Origin of the sequence: Ferrimonas balearica DSM 9799 (assembly GCF_000148645.1) — a bacterium.
Lineage (GTDB): Bacteria > Pseudomonadota > Gammaproteobacteria > Enterobacterales > Shewanellaceae > Ferrimonas > Ferrimonas balearica.
Map to the genome: position 1 here is coordinate 653,924 of NC_014541.1, position 23,258 is coordinate 677,181.

The window sequence follows — 23,258 nt, forward strand, 5'->3', positions numbered from 1 at the left end:
ATTATCTATATAGTGAATAATACAGGTGAACATCATGAAAGAGCTAAGTGTTAGTGAGTTAAATATTGTTGTTGGTGGACACCCAATTGCAATTGCTGCAATGTGGTTAGGGAGAGCGGGCGCAGTAGGAAGCCTGGGGGCACTCGCTTACTATTTTTATGAACGTTAATTTAAGGTGTTGATATGAAGAATTTAACATTTGAAGAAACACAAGAAGTAGCAGGTGGGATGGTATTTTTTGTATATTTTGCCGCTGGATATTTAGGGGCGTTTTCGCTATCTGCTGGTTTTGCTTATGGCGCCGTAGATGCCATGTCTGAAAATAGATGAATATCTATCAGGGGGGAGACCCACTGAAATTTCCCAAAATTGTTATGATTAATAGAATTTTTTTATATCTTGGTCTAGCTCTTCTTTTTATATGGATTTTTTGGGTTAAGGATTATATTAAAGATGATTGGAATTGCATTTTTTCTTTGCCACTTGACAAGATAAGCGTTTTGATAATTGCCATTCCGGTTTTGGCTCTTTCTAACATATTTAGAGGGGTCGTGTCGGGAAATAGTAAATTTGATAGGTCCTCGGTTTTTGTGTCTTTATTGGTCGCGATTTATATTTTTGCCTTTCAGTAGGGCTGATGATTTTATTATTAGGCAACGATAATTATTTCATGATCTATTTAATGTAATCCCTATCTACATTTTTAATTTTGATGGTAAATGGTTCTAATGAGAGAAATTTAATTTGATAGTAGAAAGTGAACCCTCAAATAACGCACCTTCATCTGATGATGATGAAAATAGCCTAGAGCTTCTGGAGTTTTCTAGCGCGCGTCGAGTTCCGCTTGTCATGCAAACTGAAGTCGCGGAGTGTGGCCTGGCCTGTCTGGCGATGGTGGCGAGCTTTCATGGTTCTAAGCAAGATTTGCCTTCACTAAGGCAGCGGTTTAATACTAATCTCGTCGGTATGAACCTGCAGCAAATGATCGCTTTGGCTGATGGTTTAGGTCTTGCTAGTCGTGCACTTAAGTGTCCATTGGCAGAGGTTGGAAAACTGGCGATTCCTTGTGTGCTGCATTGGGATATGAATCATTTTGTTGTGTTGACGGGGGTGTCCAGAACCGACATAAAGATTAACGACCCGGCGCTGGGAAAACGCCAGATGAGTCTGGCTGAGTTTAGTGAGCATTATACTGGTATTGCGCTGGAGTTAACGCCAGCGAGTAACTTCAAAAAGCAGGACCAGCGGGTGCGAATGAAATTATCGCAACTGTGGAGCAAAATCGTTGGCCTCAAGTCCGGCTTAGTCTCATTACTGCTACTTTCGATCGTACTGCAAGTTTTTGCTCTTGCTAGTCCTTACTACATGCAGTGGGTGGTGGACGAGGTGCTACTCAGCAATGATCAGCCCCTTCTCACCGTGCTTGCTATCGGCTTTAGTTTACTAGTGTTGTTCACTGTAATCTCTACTGGAGTTCGTAGCTATCTTATATTACGCCTATCTAGCATGATGAATATGCAGATGGGGGTTAACCTGTTAAGGCATCTTCTTAAGTTGCCTATGGCTTACTTCGAGAAGCGACATATAGGGGATCTAGTCTCACGTTTTGGCTCGCTGGCGCAAATTCGAGAGCGTTTGACAACGGGGCTCATTGAAACGGTTGTCGATGGGTTAATGTCGATGACCGTATTGATAATGATGTTGCTATACTCGCCTAAACTGGCTGCAGTGGTGGTAGCGGCTGTCGTTCTTTATACTTTGCTTCGGCTTGCTTTATACCAACCTCTCAGGCGCCAAACTGAAGAGTATATTCAAGCACAAGCCAAGGAGCAAAGTAACTTTCTCGAGAACATCCGTGGTATTCAAACAATTAAACTATTCACCTGTGAATCGATGCGTCAGAGTCTATGGCAGAATCGATATGCCGAAGTCGTTAATAGCGAAATTCGTCTCGGAAAGTTGAAAATTAGCTTTGATGTAATAAATAAGTTTCTCTTTGGCATTGAGAATGTAGTGGTTGTATATTTGTCCGCAACTTTGGTAATGGAAGGCCTGTTAACCGTTGGGATGATTTTTGCCTTTATCGCGTACAAAAATCAGTTTACTGATCGAATGGCGAGCTTCGTTGAGCAACTGATTCAATTTCGAATGCTAAGGTTACACCTTGAGCGGATATCAGACATTGCTCTGGCCGAAGTTGAGCCTCACCGAGAATCTCGATTATCTCTGGCGGAGGTTCTTGGCAAACTTGAGCTTAAGGGAGTGAGTTTCCGCCATGCTGAAAACACACCTTGGATAATCCGGGATTGTAACCTTTGCGTTGAGCCGGGTGAATCCGTAGCTATCGTCGGACCGTCGGGCTGTGGCAAAACAACACTGATTAAATTGATGCTGGGACTGCTTGAGCCGTCTGAGGGTAAGGTATTGTTGGATGGTAAGGATATTACTCAGATTGGCCTTACTGAATATCGTCGTCAAATTTCTGCTGTGATGCAAAACGACACTCTGCTATCTGGCTCGGTATTGGATAATTTGAGCTTTTTTGATCCCGAACCAAACTTGGTTAAAGTGCAGCGCTGTGCTCAACTTGCTGCCATCGACGCTGATATTAGTCGGATGCCTATGGGCTACAACACTTTAGTCGGCGACATGGGGAATCAGTTTTCAGGAGGACAGGTACAGCGTTTACTGCTAGCGCGGGCACTGTATCAGGAGCCTAAGGTGCTCTTTATGGATGAGGCAACCAGTCATTTGGATGTGCAGAACGAAATCAGCATCGGTGAACATATTAAAGATCTTGCGATGACCCGAATCATCGTTGCACATCGGCCAGAGACCATTAAGCAAGCCGATCGGGTGATGGTGATGGATGCCGGTAAATTGTTAAGTCTCGAAGCGCTGCAAGCTTTGCATAAAGAGACATCGAACTGCCCACCTTAAGTTGCGTTAGAGGGCAGGTAGAGAGGCCAGCCCTGAATCTAAAAAAGCCCCGCATTGCGGGGCTTTTTTTGTCGGCGAGGCGGGTCTTACAGACCGGCGTCGGCGCGCAGGGCTTCAGCTTTATCGGTTTGTTCCCACGGGAACTCAACGCGGCCGAAGTGACCGTAGGAGGCGGTCGGCTGGTAGATCGGGCGCTCCAGGTGCAGCATCTGGATCAGGCCGTACGGACGCAGGTCAAAGTGCTTGCGTACCAGCGCGATCAGGGTGTCTTCCGGCAGTTTGCCAGTGCCGAAGGTTTCGATGCTGATGGAGGTCGGCTCAGCCACACCAATGGCGTAGGAAACCTGGATCTCACAGCGGTCGGCCAGGCCGGCAGCGACGATGTTCTTGGCAACGTAGCGGGTGGCGTAGGCGGCAGAACGGTCCACTTTGGACGGATCTTTACCGGAGAACGCACCACCACCGTGACGAGCCATACCGCCGTAGGTGTCTACGATGATCTTACGGCCAGTCAGACCACAGTCACCCATCGGGCCACCGATAACGAAACGGCCGGTCGGGTTGATGTGGAACTTGGTGTCTTTGGTGATCCACTCAGCCGGCAGTACCGGCTTGATGATGGTTTCCATCACGCCTTCACGCAGGTCTTCGGTGGACACGCTGTCGCAGTGCTGGGTGGACAGTACTACGGCGTCGATGCCAGCGATCTTGCCATCTTCGTAGGCGAAAGTGACCTGAGACTTGGCGTCCGGACGCAGCCACGGCAGGGTGCCGTTCTTGCGCACTTCAGCCTGACGCTTCACCAGACGGTGGGAGTAGGTGATCGGCGCCGGCATCAGCACGTCGGTTTCGTTGCTGGCGTAGCCGAACATCAGGCCCTGGTCACCAGCACCCTGCTCACGCGGGTCAGCGCGGTCAACGCCCTGGTTGATGTCCGGGGACTGTTTGCCGATGGCAGACAGAACGGCGCAGGAGTTGGCATCAAAGCCCATGTCGGAGTGGGTGTAACCAATCTCGCGAACGGTTTGACGGGTGATCTCTTCGATATCGACCCAGGCGGAGGTGGTGATCTCACCGCCGACCATGACCATGCCGGTCTTTACGTAGGTTTCACAGGCCACGCGGGCTTTCGGGTCTTGAGCCAGGATGGCGTCGAGCACCGCGTCGGAGATCTGATCCGCAATTTTATCGGGATGACCTTCGGACACCGACTCGGAGGTGAACAGGTGACGTGCCATAGGGAAATTCTCTCGTCTATCTATACTGAAAAACGTGTAGAGGCTTCTACATCTGGACGGCTATTCTATGGATTTTTCATTCCAATACCAGTGCGGCGGATCAAAACTTCGTGACTCCGCTGGAAAGCGCGTGTCGGAATGACAGTTTAGACTGTGTTTGAGTCGGTGGATTTTGCCCCACAAAGGGGGTATAACTGCGCGCCTCGGCGTCAGGCCGACAAGTACTGAGTTCAATTTTGAGGCTTTATGGTTCTAGAGGCATAAGCCGTGTGGCGCGTTCGCACCGCACGGCAACGGATGAATATGACGATGTTTGCTCAATTTTACCCCCCCCTCTCGGGAGGATGGCGCCCGCCGTCCGCCTGCACCACACTCTCTCATTGTACCCCTGACTTGTCTGGAACCGCCGACGCGGCCGGAGTGTTCCCTGCTGTCACTGTGACCCATTACCGCCCCCAAGGGCGGCAGTTAGGAGTAGAAAAACAATGAGCGATAACCGCTACCTGGAAACCCTGTACCCCTCTTATGGCCAGTCGTTTGCGATGGAAGAAGTGCTCTTCCGTGCGCCGACTGAACATCAGGAACTGATCATCTTTAAAAATGAACGGTTCGGACGGGTAATGGCTCTGGATGGTGTTATCCAGACCACCGAGGCGGATGAGTTCATCTACCATGAGATGCTGACTCATGTGCCGATTCTGGCTCACGGCAACGCCAAGCGCGTGCTGATCATCGGTGGTGGTGACGGCGGTATCCTGCGTGAGGTGCTGCGCCACGAGTCCGTAGAGCACGTGACCCAGGTGGAGATCGATGATCAGGTCATCGAGATGTGCAAACAGTACCTGCCGAACCACAGCAATGGTGCCTTCGATAATCCGCGCGCCCACATCGTTATCGACGATGGCAAAGCGTTCGTGATGAACTGCACCGAGAAGTTCGACGTCATTATCTCCGATTGCACCGACCCGATCGGGCCGGGCGAAGCGCTGTTTGAGTCTGACTTCTACCGTGGCTGCAAAAACTGCCTGACCGAAGGCGGTGTGTTTGTGGCCCAGAACGGCGTGCCCTTTATGCAGCCGGATGAAGCGGAAACCACCAAGGCGCGCCTCAAGCCGTTCTTTGCTGACCGCACCTTCTACTGTGCACCGGTACCGACCTACATCGGCGGCGTGATGTCCCTGGCCTGGGCCTCCGACAACGCCGAACTGCGCCAGCTGTCCAGTGAAGTGATTGCTGAGCGTTTTGCCAAGGCTGGTTTCAAGACCCGTTACTACACCCCCGCGGTGCACACTGGCGCCTTCGCGCTGCCCCAATTCCTGATCGACCGCCTCGACGCGGTGGAATAACTGAGGTTTCCGGCATTGAACTGGACCGTAGACGACGCGCTCAACCTGTACAACGTGCCCTACTGGGGCCGTGGTTACTTCCACATTAATGAGCAGGGCCAGGTGGTGGTTCGCCCCAACCGGCAAGCCCCGGAGCAGGCCATTAACCTGGCCGAGCTGACCGACAGCCTGGTAAACCAGGACGGCGTTAAATTGCCGTTGCTGGTGCGTTTTCCGGAGATTCTGCACAGCCAGGTTCAAGGGTTGTGTGGTGCCTTCCGCAACGCCATCAGTGACTATGGCTACAAGGGCGATTACCTGGCGGTGTACCCGATCAAGGTTAACCAGCAGCGCAGTGTGGTGACCGAGCTGATCGCCGGTGGCCGCGAGCAGCTGGGCCTGGAAGCGGGTTCCAAGGGTGAACTGATGGCGGTGCTGGCGATGGCCCAGGACGCGGCATCGGTGATCGTGTGCAACGGTTACAAGGATCGCGAGTACGTCCGTCTGGCGCTGATTGGCCAGAAGATGGGCTACGAAGTGTACCTGGTGATCGAGAAGATGTCCGAGCTGGACCTGGTGCTGGAAGAGGGCCGCAAACTGGGCGTGATTCCGCGCCTGGGCGTTCGTGCCCGTCTGGCCAGCCAGGGCAAAGGCAAGTGGCAGTCCTCCGGTGGTGAGAAGTCCAAGTTTGGCCTCTCTGCGGCGCAGATCCTCAAGCTGGTGGAGCGCTTGCGCGCTGAAGGCCAGCTGGATTGTCTGCAGCTGCTGCACTTCCACCTGGGCAGCCAGATGTCCAACATCCGCGACATCCAGAAGGGCCTGACCGAGTGCGGCCGCTTCTATATGGAGCTGCGCAAGATCGGTGCCCCGGTGGCGATCGTCGATGTGGGCGGTGGTCTGGGTGTGGATTACGAGGGTACCCGCAGCCAGAGCAGCTGTTCGGTGAACTACTCACTGCAGGAGTACGCCAACAACGTGGTGTACGCCATCGGTGATGTGTGCCGCCAGTACCAGCTGCCGCACCCGCGCCTGATCTCTGAGTCCGGTCGCGCCATGACCGCCCACCACGCCGTGCTGATTGCCGACGTGATTGGTGTTGAAGCGTACCAGCCGGAAGAGGATCTGGCCGCCCCCGGTCCCGGTGCGCCGCTGGTGCTGAACAACATGTGGCAGACCCTGAAAGAGGTGCAGGCCCATACCGACCTGCGCGCTCTGGGTGAGATCTTCCACGACACCCACAACGATCTGGCCGATGTGCACGCCAAGTACAACTACGGTCTGCTGGACCTGGCGCAGCGCGCCTGGGCTGAGCAGGTTCACCTGGCGGTGTGTCACCAGGTGGCGCAGAAGCTGACGCCGAAGAACCGGGCCCACCGTCCCATCATTGATGAACTCAATGAGAAGCTGGCGGACAAGTTCTTTGTGAACTTCTCGCTGTTCCAGTCGCTGCCGGATGCCTGGGGCATTGACCAGGTGTTCCCGGTGTTGCCGATCAGTGGCCTCGATACCAAGCCGGACCGTCGCGCGGTGATCCTCGACATCACCTGTGACTCCGACGGCACCATCGATCAATACGTGGATGGTCAGGGCATTGAAACCACCCTGCCGATGCCGGCCTGGCAGGCGGAGCAGCCGTACTATATCGGCTTCTTTATGGTGGGCGCGTACCAGGAGATCCTGGGCGACATGCACAACCTGTTTGCCGACACCGAAGTGGTGGATGTGCGCCTGGATGAGCAGGGCCAGTGGCAGGTGGCAGACCGGGTTGAAGGCACCACCGTGGCTGAGGTGATGGAGTACGTGAACCTGGATCCGAAAGCGATCCTGGATCGCTACCGCTCCCGCCTGGACGGTCGTGACCTCGACGCTGACACCCGCACCGCCATCCTGGCGGAGCTGGAAGCCGGCCTGCAGGGCTACACCTATCTGGAACCCTAAGCGTCGTCGCGCAAATGAAAAAGGCCCCGAATGGGGCCTTTTTTTGTATCAGGAGCTGGCGATAGCTATTGGTGGCTTGGCTTAAGAATCGACAGGCGAAAGCCACGCTACCATTCGAACCAAGCCGAACGGGGTTGTGATAACCGCAGGCACAAAAAAGCCACCGTCATAACGGTGGCTGAGGGCCGACTGTGCGCCCGGGGGCTAACTCGCTGGCGCAACGTCTGACACAAAAAACGCCCCCCGAAGGACGGGGGGCGCAAGGGCGATCAGTTGACCCGGTACTTGGCGATCAGCGCTTCATCCAGCACCACGCCCAGGCCCGGCTGGTCCGGTACGGCCACGAAGCCGTTGTCGAACTGCAGCTGGTTCTTCACCAGGCTGGTGAACAGCGGGCTGCTGCTCTGGGAGAACTCCATCAGGGTGCCGTGCTCACAGGCCGCCAGGAAGTGAACGGACGCCGCCAGCAGGATACCGGTGCTGAACCCGTGCGGGATCAGCTGGGTGCCGTGCAGTTGGGCGATGTCGTAGATCTTCTTCATCTCGGTGATGCCGCCACAGCGGGTGATGTCCGGCTGCACGATGTCGGCATTGGACTTGGTGATGAACTCCTGGAACTCGTAGCGAGTGGTCAGGGACTCACCGCCCGCGATCTTCTGGGACACCTGGCGGGTCAGCTTGTTGTAGCTGACCAGGCTGTCGGCCAGCACCGGCTCTTCGATCCAGTTGAGGTTAAACGCTTCCAGACGCTTGGCCATCATGGCGGAGTGACCACAGGTGTGCCACTTGGAGGCGAGGTCGATCTGAACCTCCATCTCCGGGCCCGCCGCTTCGCGCACCGCTTTGACGATTTGGTAGTCGGTGTCCGGGTCGTCACCCAGAATGCCACCGCCGAACTTGATGCTGGTGAAGCCCTGGTCTTTCAGACCCTGCACGATCGCCTTGTTGTCTTCCGGCTTGTCGGCCGGAATAAAGGTGCCGTAGCAGCGGATCTTCTCACGGTACTTACCGCCCAGCAGGGTGTGCAGCGGTACGCCGTAGAACTGACCGGCGATGTCCCACAGGGCGATGTCGATGGCGCTGATGGCATGGATGCCCGCACCGCGACGGCCCACGTAGTTGGAGCCCCAGTACATCTTGTTCCACAGGCGCTCGATCTCCAGCGGATTTTCACCGATCAGCAGGCGCTTGAGGCCATTGCAGTAGAAGTTGGTCTGCGGCGCGTCGATGCAGGCCTGCACCACCAGCGGGCTGGTGTCGGCTTCACCGACACCGACGATGCCCTTGTCGGTGTGCACTTTCACGATCACCGCGTCTTCGCCCCACTCACACTCCGCGTCCATGGCCGGAACGCGCAGGTGAATCACTTCGATATCCGTAATTTTCAACATGGTCAGGCTCCCGGCTTATTGCTCGAACTTGTGGTTGGAAAGGAACTTCTTCAGGCCCACCAGGCACAGCAGCAGAACCACGACGAAGGGGGCGGCGGTCAGGGTTACCGCGGTTTTCAGGGTGTCCAGAGAGGCGTTGATGTAGAGCATCGCCAGCGGCAGCAGACTCAGCATCACACACCAGAACACGCGCAGGCCGCGGGTCGGATCCTGGCCCTGTTTCAGGTTCTTGGTGCTTACCGCAGCCACGGTGTAGGCGGTGGCGTCCAGATGAGAAGCCAGGAACACCATCATCAGCACGAAGTAGAACACGGACAGCAGGGTGCCGAACGGCAGGTTGGCGATCAGCTGGGCTACGGCGATGTCACCGCTGGCGGTGGTCAGCAGTTCCGGCGCGTTGATGATGCCGGAATTGAACATGTCGACGGAGTAACCGGTCAGGGCGCTGAAGAAGAACCAGCAACCGGCACAGCCACCGGCGATCAGGCCGAAGATCACCTGGCGCAGGGTACGACCCTTGGAGATGCGGGTGACGAAGATCGCCACACCCGGGGTGTAGGTGATCCAGTACAGCCAGTAGAACACGGTCCAGTCTTTGTTAAAGGTGCCTTCGTTGGTGGCGTCGGTGAACAGGCTCATCTCAACGAAGTTGGTCAGGGTCAGGCCCAGGGAGTTAACAAAGAAATCCAGGATGAAGGAGGTGTCGCCCAGAACCAGCACGATCATGGCGAACACAAAGCACATGCCACAGGCGGCGTGGGCGATCTTCTGCAGACCCTCAGCGATGCCGATGTAGGAGCTCAGGGTAAAGGTCAGGGTGATCAGCGCCAGCAGCACGGTCTTCAGCAGGAAGGTGTTCTCGATGCCCATCAGTGAGGCGAAACCGGTGGAGACGGTGTTCACGGTCACGGTGGTGGTCAGCACCAGGCCGCCGAAGGTGGCGAACAGGAAGATCAGATCCAGCGCGCGGCCGATGATGCGGCTGCTGTTGCTGTCCTCTTTCAGGCCGAGAATGGACACGACCAGGGAGGAGAGGTTCAGGCCTTTGGCACGGTTAACGTGGAAGTGGTACGCCATGGCGATGGAGGCCAGCGCGTAGATCGCCCACGGGGTGATGCCCCAGTGGAACAGCACGTAAGAGAGGCTGGTGCGCAGGGCTTCATTGGTCTGGCCCGGGATGTTCAGGCCGATGCCGTTGTAGTAGTACGCCCACTCCATAAAGGCCCAGTACATGGTGGCGGAGCCCAGACCGGCACAGATGAACATGAACAACCAGCTCATGTTGGAGTATTCCGGGGCCCCTTCGCCCAGCTTGATGTCGCCGAAGCGGCTCATGCCGACAAAGAACACGGTACACACAGCGGTGAAGGCGAACAGCTGGATCAGCGAGCCTACGTTGTTGGTCAGGGCGGTGAACATCGCCTTGCCGGTGGCCTGAGATTGCTCAGGGTAGAACACCAGCATCATAACTACGGCAAAAACAAACACCAGGCTGATGCTGATGAGGGTCTTATCGTTTTGAATTACGCCTTTGTTGTCGGCGGGCGGCACCGCTTGGGTGGCGGCCGGTGAAGCGGCTACGTCAGTCACAACTGCATTCCTCAGTAAGAAAAAGCCTACCCTCGTGGGGTAGCCAATAAGCGTGAAGCTCGATTGGCGCGGATTCTCAGCCAGCCCCGGACTTTCCAACAGCAATAAATCCTTATTCAGCAATTACGTGGCGTTATGGATGGGCGCCAAATCAGTCAAAAAGTGGACGGATCCATTTTCAAATGCGCGCAATTGCCGTGGATTGATAAGCGGGTGGCGGGAGTGTAGAGGGCTGGCATAACGCTGAAATGCCTCTGAAACCCCCGCCATTTCAGGGTTTGCGATTTTCGCGGCGCGGCATTTTGGCGACCTGACGAGAAAAAGGACAGCCTTTTTCACCTGAATATCCCTCAGGCGAACTGGGCGAGGGCATGGATGAGCGAACCTGATGCGAATGCGCGAAAACGCCAGGCCGGTCACGATTCGCGATTGTCGTTGGTTTGGGGAATATCGCGGCATGATCGTGATCGCATTTTTGTGGGCGGGGGTCGGGTAAAAAGTCGATTGTCCGACAATCCTGGGTAATCGAATCCATGCATAACGCGATTCAACTGGCCGCGGGTGACAACGTCGCCACTTTGCTGGCCGACGCGGCCAAGGGTGACCGTGTGGCCATTCTCTCCGCCAACAACGATATCATCGGTGAACTGACCTGCCTGCAGGCGATCCCCTTTGGCAATAAGGTGGCGGTATCCGCCATCGACGAGGGGCACACCATCATTAAGGGGGGCTACCCGGTGGGCCGGGCCATCGCCGCCATTCCTGTCGGCCAGCTGGTGCACGTGCAGAACGTGCGCAGCCTGCGCCTGGACATTCCCGACAACATCATCGACGAGATCATCAAGCAGATGGGGATTGAAGCATGACCCTGCCTACCTTTACCGGCTTTGGCCGCGCCGACGGTAGCGTCGGCATCCGTAACCACGTGCTGATCATGGCGGTGGATGAGTGTTGTGAAGGGATCGCCCGGGCCATTGCCGACAGCATCGACAGCGGCATTGTGGTGACCAACTACAACACCTGCATGTACGGCGGCAATGAAGAGATGATCAACACCATGATCCACACCGGCGTGAACCCCAATGTGGCCGGGGTGCTGGTGTTGGCGATGGGCTGTGGCTCCATCGATCCGGAGCTGGTGGCGTCGCCTATCCGCGCCAGTGGTCGCCCGGCCCACTCGCTGGTGTGCGTCAAGCAGAAAGGCACTCGTGCCACCATCAACGAAGGCAAAGTGCTGGCGGCCCAACTGCAGGCCGATGCCGATGCCGCACCGCGTCTGGAGCGGCCCATCTCTGAACTGGTGATCGGGGTGAAATGCGGCGGCTCCGACACCAGCTCCGGCATCGCCTCCAACCCCAGTGTGGGGGCGGCGGTGGATCGCCTGGTGGATCTGGGCGCCACCGCCATTGCGGGTGAGCTGATCGAGCTGATCGGCTGTGAAGCGATCCTGCGTCGACGTGCGGTCAGTGGCGCGGTAGCGGACAAGCTGGAACAGCTGATCCACGAGGAGGAGCATCGCTGGCATATTGAAGGGGCCGAGGTGGAAACCATGAGCATCGGCAACAGTGTCGGTGGCCTCACCACCCTGGAGGAGAAATCCTTTGGTGCTTTGAATAAGACCGGCAGCCGGCCGATCCAGGATGTCCTGCGGATCAATCACCGCATCCACGAGAAACCGACAGCGCCGGGCCTGTATCTGTCTGAAGCGACCCACCTGTGTGGGGGCGCCGGGATGCACTTTGCCGCATTGGGCGCCCACCTGGTGCTGTGGACCACCGGCGGTGCCGGTTTCAACAACGCCATTGTGCCGGTGATCCGGGTCAGCGGTAATGCCCAGCTGATCAACGACGACATCGATGTCGACGCCTCCGGCATCATGCGGGCGGAAGAGGGGATCGACAGCGTGGCGGAGCGGATCGTCGCCAAAGCGGTGGCGGTGGCGCAGGGCGAGCAAACCAATATCGAGTCCATTGGTTACGCCTACTGCACCCTGTACCAGAAGGACCAGCGGCTGGAATCGCTGTTGCGGATCAAGCCGGGTTGCTGAGAGGGCGGGCCTCCGGGGTGTTCCCGGCGGCCCGCTGGGATCCGCCGCAAAGATCCGCCACGCCGGACTTATCTCGCTGGCGGATGCATCGTACTCTGTGCGCCGTTGCCCACTGCGCTTGGCCAAGGCCCCATGTCGACAAACAAACCCGTTGTAACCCCCTGCAGCACCGCCCGCTTGCCACACCTCTCCTGGTTTATGGCGTTCAAGGCGGTGGCGGACCGGCAGAGCTTTACCGAAGCCAGCCGTGACTTGCACCTGACCCAGCCTGCCATCAGCCAACAGGTGGCCAAGCTGGAAGCGTTGCTGAAAACCAAGCTGTTCTTCCGCACCTCACGCACGGTTGCCCTGACCGACGAGGGCAAGCGCCTGTACGACAAGATCGACATGCCGATCAACACGCTGCTCAATGTGGTGGACGAGTTCCACGCCCACTCCGATTACTACACCCTGCACATCGAAACCGAGCCGGTGTTCAGCCGTCAGGTGGTGAGTCAGTTGTTGCCTCAGTTTCTTGGTCGCCATCCCAATCTGCTGGTGGCGCAGATGCTGACCACGCAGCACCTGGACTTTCTGCCGCAGACCGAACTTGCCATCAAGTGGGGGGAGAGTCATTGGGAGGGGTTTGATTCGCAGTTTCTCTGTGGCCTGGATTACGTGCCGGTCTGTTCACCAGAGTACTTGGCGAAATACCCGCTTAACTCGCTGGCGGATCTGAACAAGGCGGTGCTGATCCACGACCGCGATACCACGGACTGGCAATACTGGCTCAAGTACTACCCGGTACCGGGGCTCGACCTGCAGAAAGGGCACGTGGCCAGTGAGTGCAATGTGGTGATGTCACTGGCGATGAGCGGACTGGGTGTGGCCCTGTGTGCCTATCAGCAGATCCAGGAGCATCTTGCCGATGGCACTCTGGTGCTGCCGTTTCCGGAGCACAAGGTGCGGCACAGTCGCGCCTATTACATCCTGACCCGCAAGAACAAACCGCTGTCGCCGGAGGCGGTCAGCTTTGTCCAGTTTATGCACGAGGCGATGCTCAGTGCCTCCCAGCCGGGGCTGTACAGGGATACAATCGACTGAGTTTATGGCGTAATGCCACCCACTGTTCAGCCGGAGCGTGAAGACCCAAATGACCATCAGTAAAGAGAGCCTGGAGTCCCAGGCCACCCGATACCTGCGTGAGCGGATCCTGGATGGCACCCTGGCGCTGGGGGAGAAACTGGTGGAAAGCGCGCTGTCGAAACAGCTCGACCTGTCACGCAGTACCGTCAGGATGGCCCTCAACTCGTTGGTGCATGAGGGCTTGGTGGTGCAGAAGCCCTATGCGGGCTGGCAGGTGGTGGATATCGACGAGTCCGACCTGTGGGAGCTGTATCACCTGCGTCTTGCGCTGGAGGGCGAAGCGGCTGCGATGGCCGCGGAGTGGGCCAGCGCCGAGCAGAAAGCGGGATTGATGGCACTGTTCCAGAGCTACCAGGCGCTGTGTCGGGAGCATCCGGAGGATAACCGTGCCATCAGCGCCATGGACTGGCAGCTGCATCAACACATTGTGGCGATCTGCGGCAGTGAGCGGATGCAGACGCTGTATAAGCAGATCCTCTATCCGCTGCAGGCCTATATCGGCATCTCCCACCAGGATTACGATTTGTCGCAAAGCGCCAACAGCCATGAGGCACTGGTGACGGCCATCTGCGCCGGAGACGCCTCGGCCGCCGCTGAGGAGGCGCGGGCCAACATCACCCCCTTCTCGCGGTTGCGTGCCGCACGATAACTCAAAAAAAGCCGGGCCCATGGCCCGGCTTTTTCTTAGTCAGCGTGTTGGTATCGTACCTGCGCCAACGTGGGGTTCTGACGCATCCGCGCCATGGCGGCGACAAACTCCGCCCGTGGCGTGATAAAGGCGTCGGTGGAGTAGAGGGTGCCGGCTTCGTAGTGGCCCACCTCCAGTCGTACCGTGCCACTCATCTTTGCCGCCAGGGCATCGTCCACTTCCACTTTCAGCAGCTGATTGGAGTCGATGCGACCCAGCTCTTCGGTATCACCATTGGCTTTGACCATGGTAAATACCGACTCGCAATTCATATGGGCGGCTTCACAGGTTTGTGGCGTGTCCCAGGTGTGGTTTTCCAGGGTCAGGGTAGTGCGGCCAGTCACGTCATCTTTGCGCAGGTCAAAGGCGAGTGAACCGCTGCCGTTGTTGTGTTCGTTGTCCACAGCCAGCTCACCGGAGATCACCGCCACATCATGGGGGATCTCATCTTCGCTGTAGCGCAGTTCACAGTTGATTTGCGGCAGCTCGGGGTCGAGGCAGGTGGCGGCCAGGTCGTCGGCATCCCATTCGAAGGTGTCGGCCAGTTGAGCCAGGTTTTCGCTCAGCGGAAGGCAACCAAAATCCACGGCCACTTCATTGGCCTTGCACTGGATGGGGGCGGGGGCTGAGGCGATAATGTCGTTGTTATTGCTAGTGTTTTCGATGTTTTTGTTCTGTTCGGAACCGTTGCACGCTGCGAGGGTCATCAGCAGGGCAATGGCTGTCATTGTTCGGTGCATGCTGTGTCGAAATCTCAGTTAACGGGCGCACAGGCGCCGGGGGGCACGTCGATGGGACGTGGCCAGAATCAAACGAAAATGGTTGGGGGGGCTTCCGATGTTGGGGAGTACCGGTTACCCGATCACTGGGTGGCTACGGTTGCCGGTAAGGCCTGAGAAAAAACCGTAGGTGTGCGTGGGACCGACCATGGATGGCCGGAACAGATTCAGTTGTCATAGCGAGCCCCTAAAAAGCTGGTTAAAGCACTGGCCATCTCAGCAAACTCCATCCCGCTCAGGGGACGCATGCAGGCATATTTTTGTGGGGATGCCTGTCTCTGGTTTGACTGTTTACCGCCAGCACCATGGTGCCGTGAACATGATTCATGGCCTGATTATACACATCGGCGACTTTATGACCAGACCCGCAGCTCAATTTGTGAGCTGCGCAGTTTTTGCCCGCAAGACACTGAACCCTTGGGTGAACTCCCGGTTAACCCAGTGTCACTGTTCATCGCAAACGGGAGAGCTAGTGTGAGTCAGGCACACCATGCATGGAGGCGACCCGATGAGACCATCCATTCCTTTGGCAGGAGCGACCCTGCTCTCCTGCGTTTTTCCGGCCCAACTCTATGCCGGCGGCCCACCGCTGATGCTGGCCCAGCCCTATCAGGCGGTGGCGTCACTGACGCCCTATCTGGTCAGCGAGAAGTTCGATGGCATGCGGGCTTACTGGGATGGCCAGCGCCTGCTCAGTCGCTCGGGCAAGATCATTGCCACCCCCGCGGGGTTTACCGAAGGCTGGCCGCACCATCCACTGGACGGTGAACTGTGGCTGGGGCGAGGCCAGTTTCAGGCACTGATGCGTATCGTCCGTGACCAGCAGCCGGACTCCCGGGCCTGGCAGTCGGTGCAGTTTCTGGTGTTTGACCGGCCTGATCTGGCCCAACCCTTTGCCCTGCGTTATCAGGCATTGGCGTTGGGCCTTGAGGCGATGGCATTGAACCACGTCCAGCTTGTGCGCCAGCAGACGGTGGCCAGCCATGAAGCTCTGGCTGCCAAACTGGACGAGGTGGTGAATGCCGGTGGTGAGGGGCTGATGCTGCGTCATCGTGATGGTGTGTATCGCCCCGGCCGGGATTCGGGCCTGCTCAAGCTCAAACCCAAATGGGACGCGGAAGCGAAGGTGGTTGGTTATGAGCCGGGGCAGGGCCGCCTGACCGGCATGATGGGGTCGCTGATCGTTGAAGATGCACAAGGCCGGCGCTTTCGCCTGGGTTCCGGTTTCAGTGATGAGCAGCGTCTCAGCCCACCCCCTGTCGGCACAGTGGTGACCTACAGTTACAGTGGTCGCACGGAGGCTGGCCTGCCACGGTTCGCCCGGTTTGAGCGGATTTTCGTCGGACTTTAGGGCGCCGGAAGGGGGGAATATTTGTCTTATCTGCCCATACGGTTGCGTTTTTTCGTCCCGGATTTGCGTCCGGTGCCGGAAGCGTTGAAAATATGCCCCGCCTCAATCCTATAATCTCTGAACCAGGAGCCAAGATGTCTTCCCGCAAAGAGCTTGCCAATGCGATCCGTGCCCTCTCCATGGACGCTGTCCAGAAAGCCAACTCCGGTCACCCCGGTGCCCCGATGGGGATGGCGGACATTGCCGAAGTGCTGTGGCGCGACTTTATCAAACACAACCCGGCCAACCCGGAATGGGCGGATCGCGACCGCTTCATCCTGTCCAATGGCCACGGCTCCATGCTGATCTACTCTCTGCTTCATCTCACCGGTTACGATCTGAGCATCGAAGACCTGAAGCAGTTCCGTCAGCTGCACTCCCGCACCCCGGGTCACCCGGAATACGGCTACGCGCCGGGCATTGAAACCACCACTGGCCCGCTGGGCCAGGGCATCACCAACGGCGTGGGCATGGCCCTGGCCGAGAAGGTGCTGGCAGCTCAGTTTAACCGTCCGGGTCACGACATCGTTGACCACCACACCTACGTGTTTATGGGCGACGGCTGCCTGATGGAAGGCATCTCCCACGAAGCCTGCTCTTTGGCTGGTACCCTGGGCCTGGGCAAGCTGATCGCGTTCTGGGATGACAATGGCATCTCCATCGACGGTCACGTTGAAGGCTGGTTCAGCGACGACACTCCGAAGCGTTTCGAAGCTTACGGCTGGCACGTAATCCCGGCGGTTGATGGCCACGATCCGGAAGCGATCAAAGCCGCCATCGAAGCCGCCCGCGCCGAAACCAACAAGCCGACCCTGATCTGCACCAAGACCGTTATCGGTTATGGCAGCCCCAACAAGTCCGGCTCCCACGATTGCCACGGCGCCCCGCTGGGTGACGACGAAATCGCCGCCGCCCGTGACTTCCTGAACTGGCCGCACGGTCCGTTCGAAATCCCGGCCGATATCTACAGCGCCTGGGACGCCAAAGCGCAGGGCGCGGAAGTGGAAAGCGCCTGGAACACCCGTTTCAACGCCTACGCTGCCGAGTTCCCGGAACTGGCTGCCGAGCTGAAGCGCCGCCTGGCTGGTGAACTGCCGGAAGGTTGGACCGCCCACGCCGACGCTTACGTGGCGGAACTGCAAGCCAACGCCAACAAGGTCGCTACCCGTAAAGCCTCTCAGGACTGCCTGAACGCCTTTGGTCCGGTTCTGCCGGAACTGCTGGGCGGCTCCGCTGACCTGACTCCGTCCAACCTGACCAACTGGTCCGGCTCCAAGTCCATCAGCGCCGAAGACGCGTCCGGCAACTACGTCCACTACGGTGTGCGCGAGTTCGGCATGAGCGCCATCATGAACGGTGTGGCTCTGCACGGCGGCTTCAAGCCCTACGGCGCCACCTTCCTGATGTTCATGGAGTACGCCCGCAACGCGGTTCGTATGGCGGCCCTGATGAAGCAGCCCTCCATCTTCGTTTACACCCACGACTCCATCGGTCTGGGTGAAGATGGCCCGACCCACCAGCCGGTGGAGCAGGTGGCTTCTCTGCGTATGACCCCGAACATGAGCACCTGGCGTCCCTGTGACGCGGTGGAGTCTGCGGTAGCCTGGCGCCATGCGATTGAGCGCACCGACGGCCCGACCTCCCTGATCTTCTCCCGTCAGGGCCTGGCCCCGATGGCGCGTGACACCGAGACTCTGGCCAATGTGGCCAAGGGCGGTTACGTACTGAAAGACAGCGCCGGTAAGCCGGAGCTGATCCTGATCGCCACCGGTTCTGAAGTGGAGCTGGCCATGGCCGCTGCGGCGGAACTGGAAGCGGCAGGCAAAGCGGTACGCGTGGTGTCCATGCCGGCCACCGACGTGTTTGACGCGCAGGACGCGGCTTACAAAGAGTCCGTGCTGCCGTCTGACGTGACCAACCGCATCGCCATCGAAGCCTTGATCGCCGACTTCTGGTACAAGTACGTGGGCCTGGATGGCCGCGTGATCGGTATGACCACCTTCGGTGAATCCGCCCCGGCAGACCAGCTGTTCAAGCTGTTCGGTTTCAGCGTGGAAAACATCGTGGATACCGCCAACGAGCTGCTGGCCTAACCCCCACCTCGTTGCCAAAGGAAACGCCCCCGATTGGGGGCGTTTTTTTATGCCTAGCGTTCGATGATCTCCTGGATCTCATCCTGACGGATCATCTGCTCCTTGCCTTCCTTATCCTCGTAACGATACATCCCGGTTTCACTGTCCAGCTCCGGTTTCCCGTAGGTGGGGATCAGGCGCCCGTCGTGGGTGCTCATGATGTACTCGGTGCTGCTGCAGGCGGTGAGAAACAGGGCGATAAGCAGAACAAGCGTCGCGCGCATAAATGACTCCAACTCCTGACAGAATTTTCAGTGTAGAACAGTGCGGTGGTAACGGCGTTAGGATTCAAGTGCTTGGGGATTTGGGTCGCCATCAATCGGGATAAATAGTACTGTTTATCCGTCACTTATCTCTTTGCGCCAAGGCTGTTTTTGTGAGTAGTTCCGATCGGATCCTGCTGATCCTGTTGCTGTTATTGATCCCCACGGCGTTGTGGGCACCGGGCTACCTGGTGATGCACTACCCGGAACTGACCGACCCGCTGCTCTACCTGCCCTGGTTAACCCTGGGCGCCACCCTGCTGCTGAGCCAAATCTACCACCAGGGCCGACTGGGCTTTATGGTGATTCTCACCATGCTGATCTACGGCCTGATCCAGTCGCAACTGCAGGCTCCTTTGCACCTGGAGGGGAAGCGTCTGCTGTTCTGGCTGATGGGGTTGATGGGACCATTGCTGGCGCTGTTGCTGGCCCTGCTACCGGAACGGGTGCCGTTCAGCCGCCAGAGCCTGGGACACTGGCTGCTGCTGGCGGCGGGCTCCGGACTGCTGCTGGCCCTGAGTCAGGTGCCGGTGCTGGCGCAGTGGACGACCGGGTTTCTTACCCCCCGGGCGTTCCTGCTGACCGAGCACAGCCCGGCGCCGTTGTTGATGCTGGCCTGGCAAACCCTGATTGCGGTGGGCCTGTGGGCACTGTATCTGCGCAAGCGGGAGTCGGCGTCGATGGCGGCCCTGCTGGTGGTGGTGGGGCTGATCCTGGTTTGCCTCGGTTTTGCCCGACCGATGATCTCAGCCACCCTGCTGGCGGTGGTCGGGGTGGCGCTGTTTGTGGTGGTGTTGCAACAGGGCCACCAGATGGCGTTTCTCGATGAGCTGACCGGCATCCCCGGACGCCGTGCCCTGAATATGGCGCTGAAACGGGTAGGGCGGCGCTACAGCTTGGCGATGATGGACATCGACCACTTCAAGAAATTCAACGACACCTACGGCCACGATGTCGGTGATGAGGTGTTGAAGCTGGTGGCCAGCCGCCTGACACGGGTAAAAGGCGGGGGACAGGTGTTCCGCTACGGCGGGGAGGAGTTCACCGTGTTGTTCCCGGGTAAGGCGCCGAAAGCCTGTGCGGCGCATCTGGAGGCGATCCGCGAGGACATTGCGGATTACCCCTTTGTGGTGCGCAAAAGCAAAAGCCGACCGGACGATGAAAAAGCCGGACGTCAGCAGCGTGGCCAGGGTGGGGGCGGCAAAACCGTGCAGATCACCATCAGTATGGGGCTGGCGGAGCGCACCGGCGAGCAACCGGATGCCGAGGCGGTGATCAAGGCCGCCGACCAGGCCCTGTACAAGGCCAAGAAGGCGGGCCGTAACTGCCTTAAGCTGGCGTAGCGGGCTGGCCCATCATGGTTTTGGCCAGGGCCAGAAACGCTTCGGCTGGCGCGTCCAGCGGCAGGCGCTGACGCCAGATCAAACCAATCTCCCAGTTCAGGGCGGGGCTTAACGGACGAAACTCCAGCTGCCCTGCGGGCAGGCGCTCACAGATGGGCTGAGGCAGGATGGTCAGCCCCAGTCCCACCTCCACCATGGCACCAATAAAATCCCACTGGGCGCTGCGCAGCACCACATTCAACTCCACACCGGCCCGCTGGCTGAGGCGGGTCAGCCACTGGGTCAGGGCAAAATCCTCGTTGTAGAAGATCACCGGATGGCGGGCCAGTGTGGCCCAGTCCAGCGCCGGGTAGTCCGCCAGTGGGTGGCCTTTTGGCAGGCACACCCACAGGGGGTAGCGCACCAGCGACTGACTGGCGAACTCGCCCAGGTGGGTGGTGGGCAGCGCGGTAAAGGAGATCGCCAGACGGTCGTTCAACAGCGCCTTCTCGCAGCCGTACCCCCCATCTTCATAGAAATCCAGGGTGATGCCGGGATAACGCTGTCGGTAGGCGCTCAGCAGAGGGGCGGCCAGCGGGCTGACCATCGGGCAGATCCCCAGTTTCAGGGTGCCGCGCTCCAGTGCCGACAAGGCGTTGACCTGCCCCTCCAGTTGCTGCCATTGGGCCAGTATCTGAGCGGCGGTCTGGGCCAGGTGCTGGCCCGCTTCGGTCAGAGCGATGCCATGAGGCTGGCGGCGCACCAGATTCTGGCCCAGCTGCTGCTCCAGTTTTTGCACCATCTTACTGACCGTTGGTTGGGTCAGGTGAAGCTGCTCAGCGGTTCGGGTGAAGTTGCCGGTACGGGAGAGGATGAGGAAGCATTCCAGCGATTTGAGATCCATGACATTCCTCTTTGGAATGGTGGTAATAGCATTTATTCATTTTATCTATTGCTGGTGGCGCCGTACCATGATCTCGACCCGGATATCCCATACAGGAAACCCAGCATGTCCCATACTCAGTCACTTTGGGTCGGTGCCCTGGCCGGGATTTTCACTCCTGACGGCGAAGCGGAGCAGGCCCCCTCGCAGTCGGATGAGGAGTGATCCCTCAGGTCATCGCGTGTAAATGAAAAAGGCACCCATCGGGTGCCTTTTTCGCGTTTCAGGGGCGGATGCCCCGGCGTACCGAGGTTTCATCGGTAAACCACAGTGTCTCTTTGCGCTTGCGGCCCACCACCAGCGTCTCTTCGGCGGCAAACAGGAACGCTTTCCAGCAACGCTTAAACACGCCGTAGCGGGTTTCCAGGATGTGCTCCGGGTCGTAGCAGATGTACACGATGGTCTCACTGTTCCAGACCAGGTGGCTGCTCAGCGCCTCCGGCAGTTCCGCTTCGTCGCTGTCAAAGGCGTCATCCCAGCGGACGGTGTCTTGCCAGACATCGCCGCGACGGGGCCAATCCTTGTTGCCGAGGCGGTCCAGTTCGGCACCGTCATCACTGACCTCACGCTGCCAAACCTGTTTGGCAAAATGGCGGGCGAGCGGGCGGATCTGGGCTTTGTCCTCGTCACTGATGGCGAGGTCGGCCCGGCGGAACACCCAGGCGAAAGGATAAGCGTCGAGATCGGTGTAGTTCATAGGATTGGATTCAGACTGATGCTGGCGCCTAGAGTACCAGAGCACGGCAGTCTATGCTGGGTTTTTCGCTGTATCCCGGTGGCTTGAGTCAGTATGCTGGTCACTTCCCTAAAACCCTGAGGACAATGATGTCGATATGGAAACGTCCGGTCTGCCTGGACCGGCTTAATCAGCAATCTGAGAACACCCTGGTGGCGCACCTGGGCATGCGCTACAGCGGTTTTGATGAGCAATCGCTGTCCGCCACCATGCCGGTAGACCATCGCACCCACCAGCCGCTGGGCATGCTGCATGGCGGCGCGTCAGTGGCGCTGGCGGAAACCGTGGGCTCTCTGGCCGCCAATCTCTGTGTCAGTGAGGATTACTACTGCGTTGGCCTGGACATCAACGCCAACCACGTGCGCGCCATGCGCTCCGGTCAGGTGGTGGGCACCGCCACCCCCATCCATCTGGGCGCCACCACCCAGGTGTGGCAGATTGAGATCCGCGATGAGCGTGAGCGCCTGGTCTGCACCAGTCGCCTGACCATGGCTGTGCTGAAGCACAAGAGGCCGGAATGATTCTGGAATTCAGCCAGGGCAAGCTGATTGCCAATGCCCATGAGCTGATGGTGCGACTCAATGGGCCGGGTCGCATCACCTTTCAGGCTGCCGCGGACGCCATTGAGCTGGTGGGCATCGCCAACGTGGTGACCGCCTTCGGCGGCGGCATCAGCTGGTCAGTGCAACTGGACAGTGCCGACCAGCTTGAAGCCCTGGCCGAGGAGCTGGGGGTGAAGATCAAGGGGCTGCGCTGAGCCTCACTCCACCATCAGCCACACCCCGAGTGCCGCCATCATGGTGCCCGCCAGGCGGTTGATCCACTGCACCTTATCCGCACTGAGCAGCCGACGCAGGGTACTGCCGCCACTGGCGTAGATCAGCATGCAACTGAGCTCACAGGCCAGGATGATCGCCACCAGAATGGAGAGCTGCGGCAGCAGGGGTCGCTCCGCCGAGATAAAGGGCGGCAACAGGGCAATCATAAAGGCCCAACCTTTGGGGTTGGCGATGGCGGTCAGCCAGCCACGCAGAAACAGGCCGCGAGCCGTCACATCCACCACTGTCTCCGCTTTGCCGAGTCGCCCCTCACTGCGCCACATCTGGATGCCCAGGTAGAGCAGGTAAGCGCCGCCCACCATCTTCAGCACGGTAAACAGCATCGGCAGGTTCAGCATCAGTGCCGCCACGCCAAGCACCGCCGACAGGGACACCATCGCCACCCCGAGCAGCTCACCAGCCATCATCGGCAGGGTGCGGCGCACCCCGATGCTCATGCCCAGGCTCAGGGCCAGCAGCATGCACATGCCGGGGGTGATGGCGACCGTAAAAAAGGTGGGAATAAACAGCAGCAGAACGGCGGTGTCGATCATGGTCGTGATGGTCTGAAATCGGGGCCGGCATTATGCCAC

General features: G+C 58.3%; 22 protein-coding genes. 14 read left to right on the forward strand and 8 right to left on the reverse strand.

Going from position 1 to position 23,258, the window contains the following annotated elements:
* The first annotated feature begins 34 nt into the window (after positions 1 to 34).
* From FBAL_RS20700 to FBAL_RS03145, 3 genes are all read left to right on the forward strand, one after another.
* On the forward strand, positions 35 to 169 hold the full coding sequence (locus tag FBAL_RS20700; protein WP_280963582.1) for a hypothetical protein: 135 nt from the start codon (positions 35 to 37) through the stop codon (positions 167 to 169).
* 14 nt (positions 170 to 183) lie between these two features.
* Positions 184 to 330: a hypothetical protein gene (locus FBAL_RS20385; protein WP_171814247.1), complete on the forward strand. Its 147-nt coding sequence runs from the start codon at positions 184 to 186 to the stop codon at positions 328 to 330.
* 414 nt (positions 331 to 744) lie between these two features.
* Entirely contained in the window at positions 745 to 2,940 is a 2,196-nt protein-coding gene (locus tag FBAL_RS03145; protein WP_013344123.1) for a peptidase domain-containing ABC transporter, read from the forward strand.
* A gap of 86 nt (positions 2,941 to 3,026) precedes the next feature.
* Here FBAL_RS03145 and metK read toward each other — a convergent pair whose 3' ends face one another.
* A complete protein-coding gene (metK, locus tag FBAL_RS03150; protein WP_013344124.1) occupies positions 3,027 to 4,178 on the reverse strand; it encodes a methionine adenosyltransferase in 1,152 nt (383 codons plus the stop codon).
* Between the two features lie 485 nt (positions 4,179 to 4,663).
* Here metK and speE point away from each other — a divergent pair, with 485 nt between their 5' ends.
* Together speE and speA are read left to right on the forward strand one after the other, a co-directional pair.
* On the forward strand, positions 4,664 to 5,524 hold the full coding sequence (speE, locus tag FBAL_RS03155) for a polyamine aminopropyltransferase (protein ID WP_013344125.1): 861 nt from the start codon (positions 4,664 to 4,666) through the stop codon (positions 5,522 to 5,524).
* Positions 5,525 to 7,441 (forward strand): biosynthetic arginine decarboxylase, encoded by a 1,917-nt coding sequence (gene speA / locus FBAL_RS03160; protein ID WP_371877172.1) that lies wholly within the window; start codon positions 5,525 to 5,527, stop codon positions 7,439 to 7,441. It begins immediately after the preceding gene.
* A gap of 269 nt (positions 7,442 to 7,710) precedes the next feature.
* Here the strand turns inward: speA and FBAL_RS03165 are convergent, their stop codons facing one another.
* Both FBAL_RS03165 and FBAL_RS03170 read right to left on the reverse strand, forming a co-directional pair.
* The gene (locus FBAL_RS03165) at positions 7,711 to 8,832 is read right to left on the reverse strand and encodes a mandelate racemase/muconate lactonizing enzyme family protein (protein WP_013344127.1); all 1,122 of its coding nucleotides are present in this window, start codon (positions 8,830 to 8,832) and stop codon (positions 7,711 to 7,713) included.
* A 15-nt stretch (positions 8,833 to 8,847) separates the two neighbouring features.
* Positions 8,848 to 10,422, reverse strand: a complete 1,575-nt coding sequence (locus FBAL_RS03170) for a BCCT family transporter (protein WP_013344128.1) — start codon at positions 10,420 to 10,422, stop codon at positions 8,848 to 8,850.
* 533 nt (positions 10,423 to 10,955) lie between these two features.
* On the opposite strand from FBAL_RS03170, the gene FBAL_RS03175 reads away from it, so the two are divergent.
* The 4 genes from FBAL_RS03175 (at position 10,956) to FBAL_RS03190 (ending at position 14,243) form a co-directional block, all read left to right on the forward strand.
* A complete protein-coding gene (locus FBAL_RS03175) occupies positions 10,956 to 11,288 on the forward strand; it encodes a UxaA family hydrolase (protein WP_013344129.1) in 333 nt (110 codons plus the stop codon).
* Positions 11,285 to 12,469 (forward strand): UxaA family hydrolase, encoded by a 1,185-nt coding sequence (locus FBAL_RS03180; protein WP_013344130.1) that lies wholly within the window; start codon positions 11,285 to 11,287, stop codon positions 12,467 to 12,469. Before FBAL_RS03175 ends, FBAL_RS03180 begins: the two co-directional genes overlap by 4 nt.
* Positions 12,470 to 12,601: 132 nt before the next feature.
* Positions 12,602 to 13,552 carry a LysR substrate-binding domain-containing protein gene (locus FBAL_RS03185; protein WP_013344131.1) on the forward strand — a complete coding sequence of 317 codons (951 nt, stop codon included), beginning with the start codon at positions 12,602 to 12,604 and terminating at the stop codon, positions 13,550 to 13,552.
* Between the two features lie 49 nt (positions 13,553 to 13,601).
* Positions 13,602 to 14,243: a GntR family transcriptional regulator gene (locus FBAL_RS03190; protein ID WP_013344132.1), complete on the forward strand. Its 642-nt coding sequence runs from the start codon at positions 13,602 to 13,604 to the stop codon at positions 14,241 to 14,243.
* Between the two features lie 35 nt (positions 14,244 to 14,278).
* Here the strand turns inward: FBAL_RS03190 and FBAL_RS03195 are convergent, their stop codons facing one another.
* Positions 14,279 to 15,010, reverse strand: coding sequence for a hypothetical protein (locus tag FBAL_RS03195; protein ID WP_041251160.1), 732 nt, complete (start codon positions 15,008 to 15,010; stop codon positions 14,279 to 14,281).
* A gap of 559 nt (positions 15,011 to 15,569) precedes the next feature.
* On the opposite strand from FBAL_RS03195, the gene FBAL_RS03200 reads away from it, so the two are divergent.
* Both FBAL_RS03200 and tkt read left to right on the forward strand, forming a co-directional pair.
* Complete coding sequence (locus FBAL_RS03200) at positions 15,570 to 16,412, forward strand: DNA ligase (protein WP_013344134.1); 843 nt, start codon at positions 15,570 to 15,572, stop codon at positions 16,410 to 16,412.
* A 134-nt stretch (positions 16,413 to 16,546) separates the two neighbouring features.
* Positions 16,547 to 18,544 carry a transketolase gene (tkt, locus tag FBAL_RS03205; RefSeq protein ID WP_013344135.1) on the forward strand — a complete coding sequence of 666 codons (1,998 nt, stop codon included), beginning with the start codon at positions 16,547 to 16,549 and terminating at the stop codon, positions 18,542 to 18,544.
* 53 nt (positions 18,545 to 18,597) lie between these two features.
* On the opposite strand, the gene FBAL_RS03210 is transcribed toward tkt, so the two are convergent.
* The gene (locus tag FBAL_RS03210) at positions 18,598 to 18,807 is read right to left on the reverse strand and encodes a YgdI/YgdR family lipoprotein (protein ID WP_013344136.1); all 210 of its coding nucleotides are present in this window, start codon (positions 18,805 to 18,807) and stop codon (positions 18,598 to 18,600) included.
* Positions 18,808 to 18,959: 152 nt separating this feature from the next.
* Here FBAL_RS03210 and FBAL_RS03215 point away from each other — a divergent pair, with 152 nt between their 5' ends.
* Positions 18,960 to 20,189, forward strand: coding sequence for a GGDEF domain-containing protein (locus FBAL_RS03215; RefSeq protein ID WP_013344137.1), 1,230 nt, complete (start codon positions 18,960 to 18,962; stop codon positions 20,187 to 20,189).
* Here FBAL_RS03215 and FBAL_RS03220 read toward each other — a convergent pair.
* Complete coding sequence (locus FBAL_RS03220; protein WP_013344138.1) at positions 20,176 to 21,072, reverse strand: LysR family transcriptional regulator; 897 nt, start codon at positions 21,070 to 21,072, stop codon at positions 20,176 to 20,178. The two genes, FBAL_RS03215 and FBAL_RS03220, sit on opposite strands and share 14 nt — an antisense overlap.
* A gap of 262 nt (positions 21,073 to 21,334) precedes the next feature.
* Positions 21,335 to 21,808 carry a DUF2947 domain-containing protein gene (locus FBAL_RS03225; protein ID WP_013344139.1) on the reverse strand — a complete coding sequence of 158 codons (474 nt, stop codon included), beginning with the start codon at positions 21,806 to 21,808 and terminating at the stop codon, positions 21,335 to 21,337.
* A gap of 125 nt (positions 21,809 to 21,933) precedes the next feature.
* Between FBAL_RS03225 and FBAL_RS03230 the strand changes: the two genes are divergently transcribed.
* Both FBAL_RS03230 and FBAL_RS03235 read left to right on the forward strand, forming a co-directional pair.
* On the forward strand, positions 21,934 to 22,368 hold the full coding sequence (locus FBAL_RS03230; RefSeq protein WP_245544371.1) for a hotdog fold thioesterase: 435 nt from the start codon (positions 21,934 to 21,936) through the stop codon (positions 22,366 to 22,368).
* Positions 22,365 to 22,604: a DUF3389 domain-containing protein gene (locus FBAL_RS03235; RefSeq protein WP_013344141.1), complete on the forward strand. Its 240-nt coding sequence runs from the start codon at positions 22,365 to 22,367 to the stop codon at positions 22,602 to 22,604. The genes FBAL_RS03230 and FBAL_RS03235 overlap by 4 nt, the downstream gene beginning before the upstream one ends.
* A gap of 3 nt (positions 22,605 to 22,607) precedes the next feature.
* Here the strand turns inward: FBAL_RS03235 and FBAL_RS03240 are convergent, their stop codons facing one another.
* A complete protein-coding gene (locus FBAL_RS03240) occupies positions 22,608 to 23,219 on the reverse strand; it encodes a LysE family translocator (RefSeq protein ID WP_013344142.1) in 612 nt (203 codons plus the stop codon).
* Positions 23,220 to 23,258: the final 39 nt, after the last annotated feature.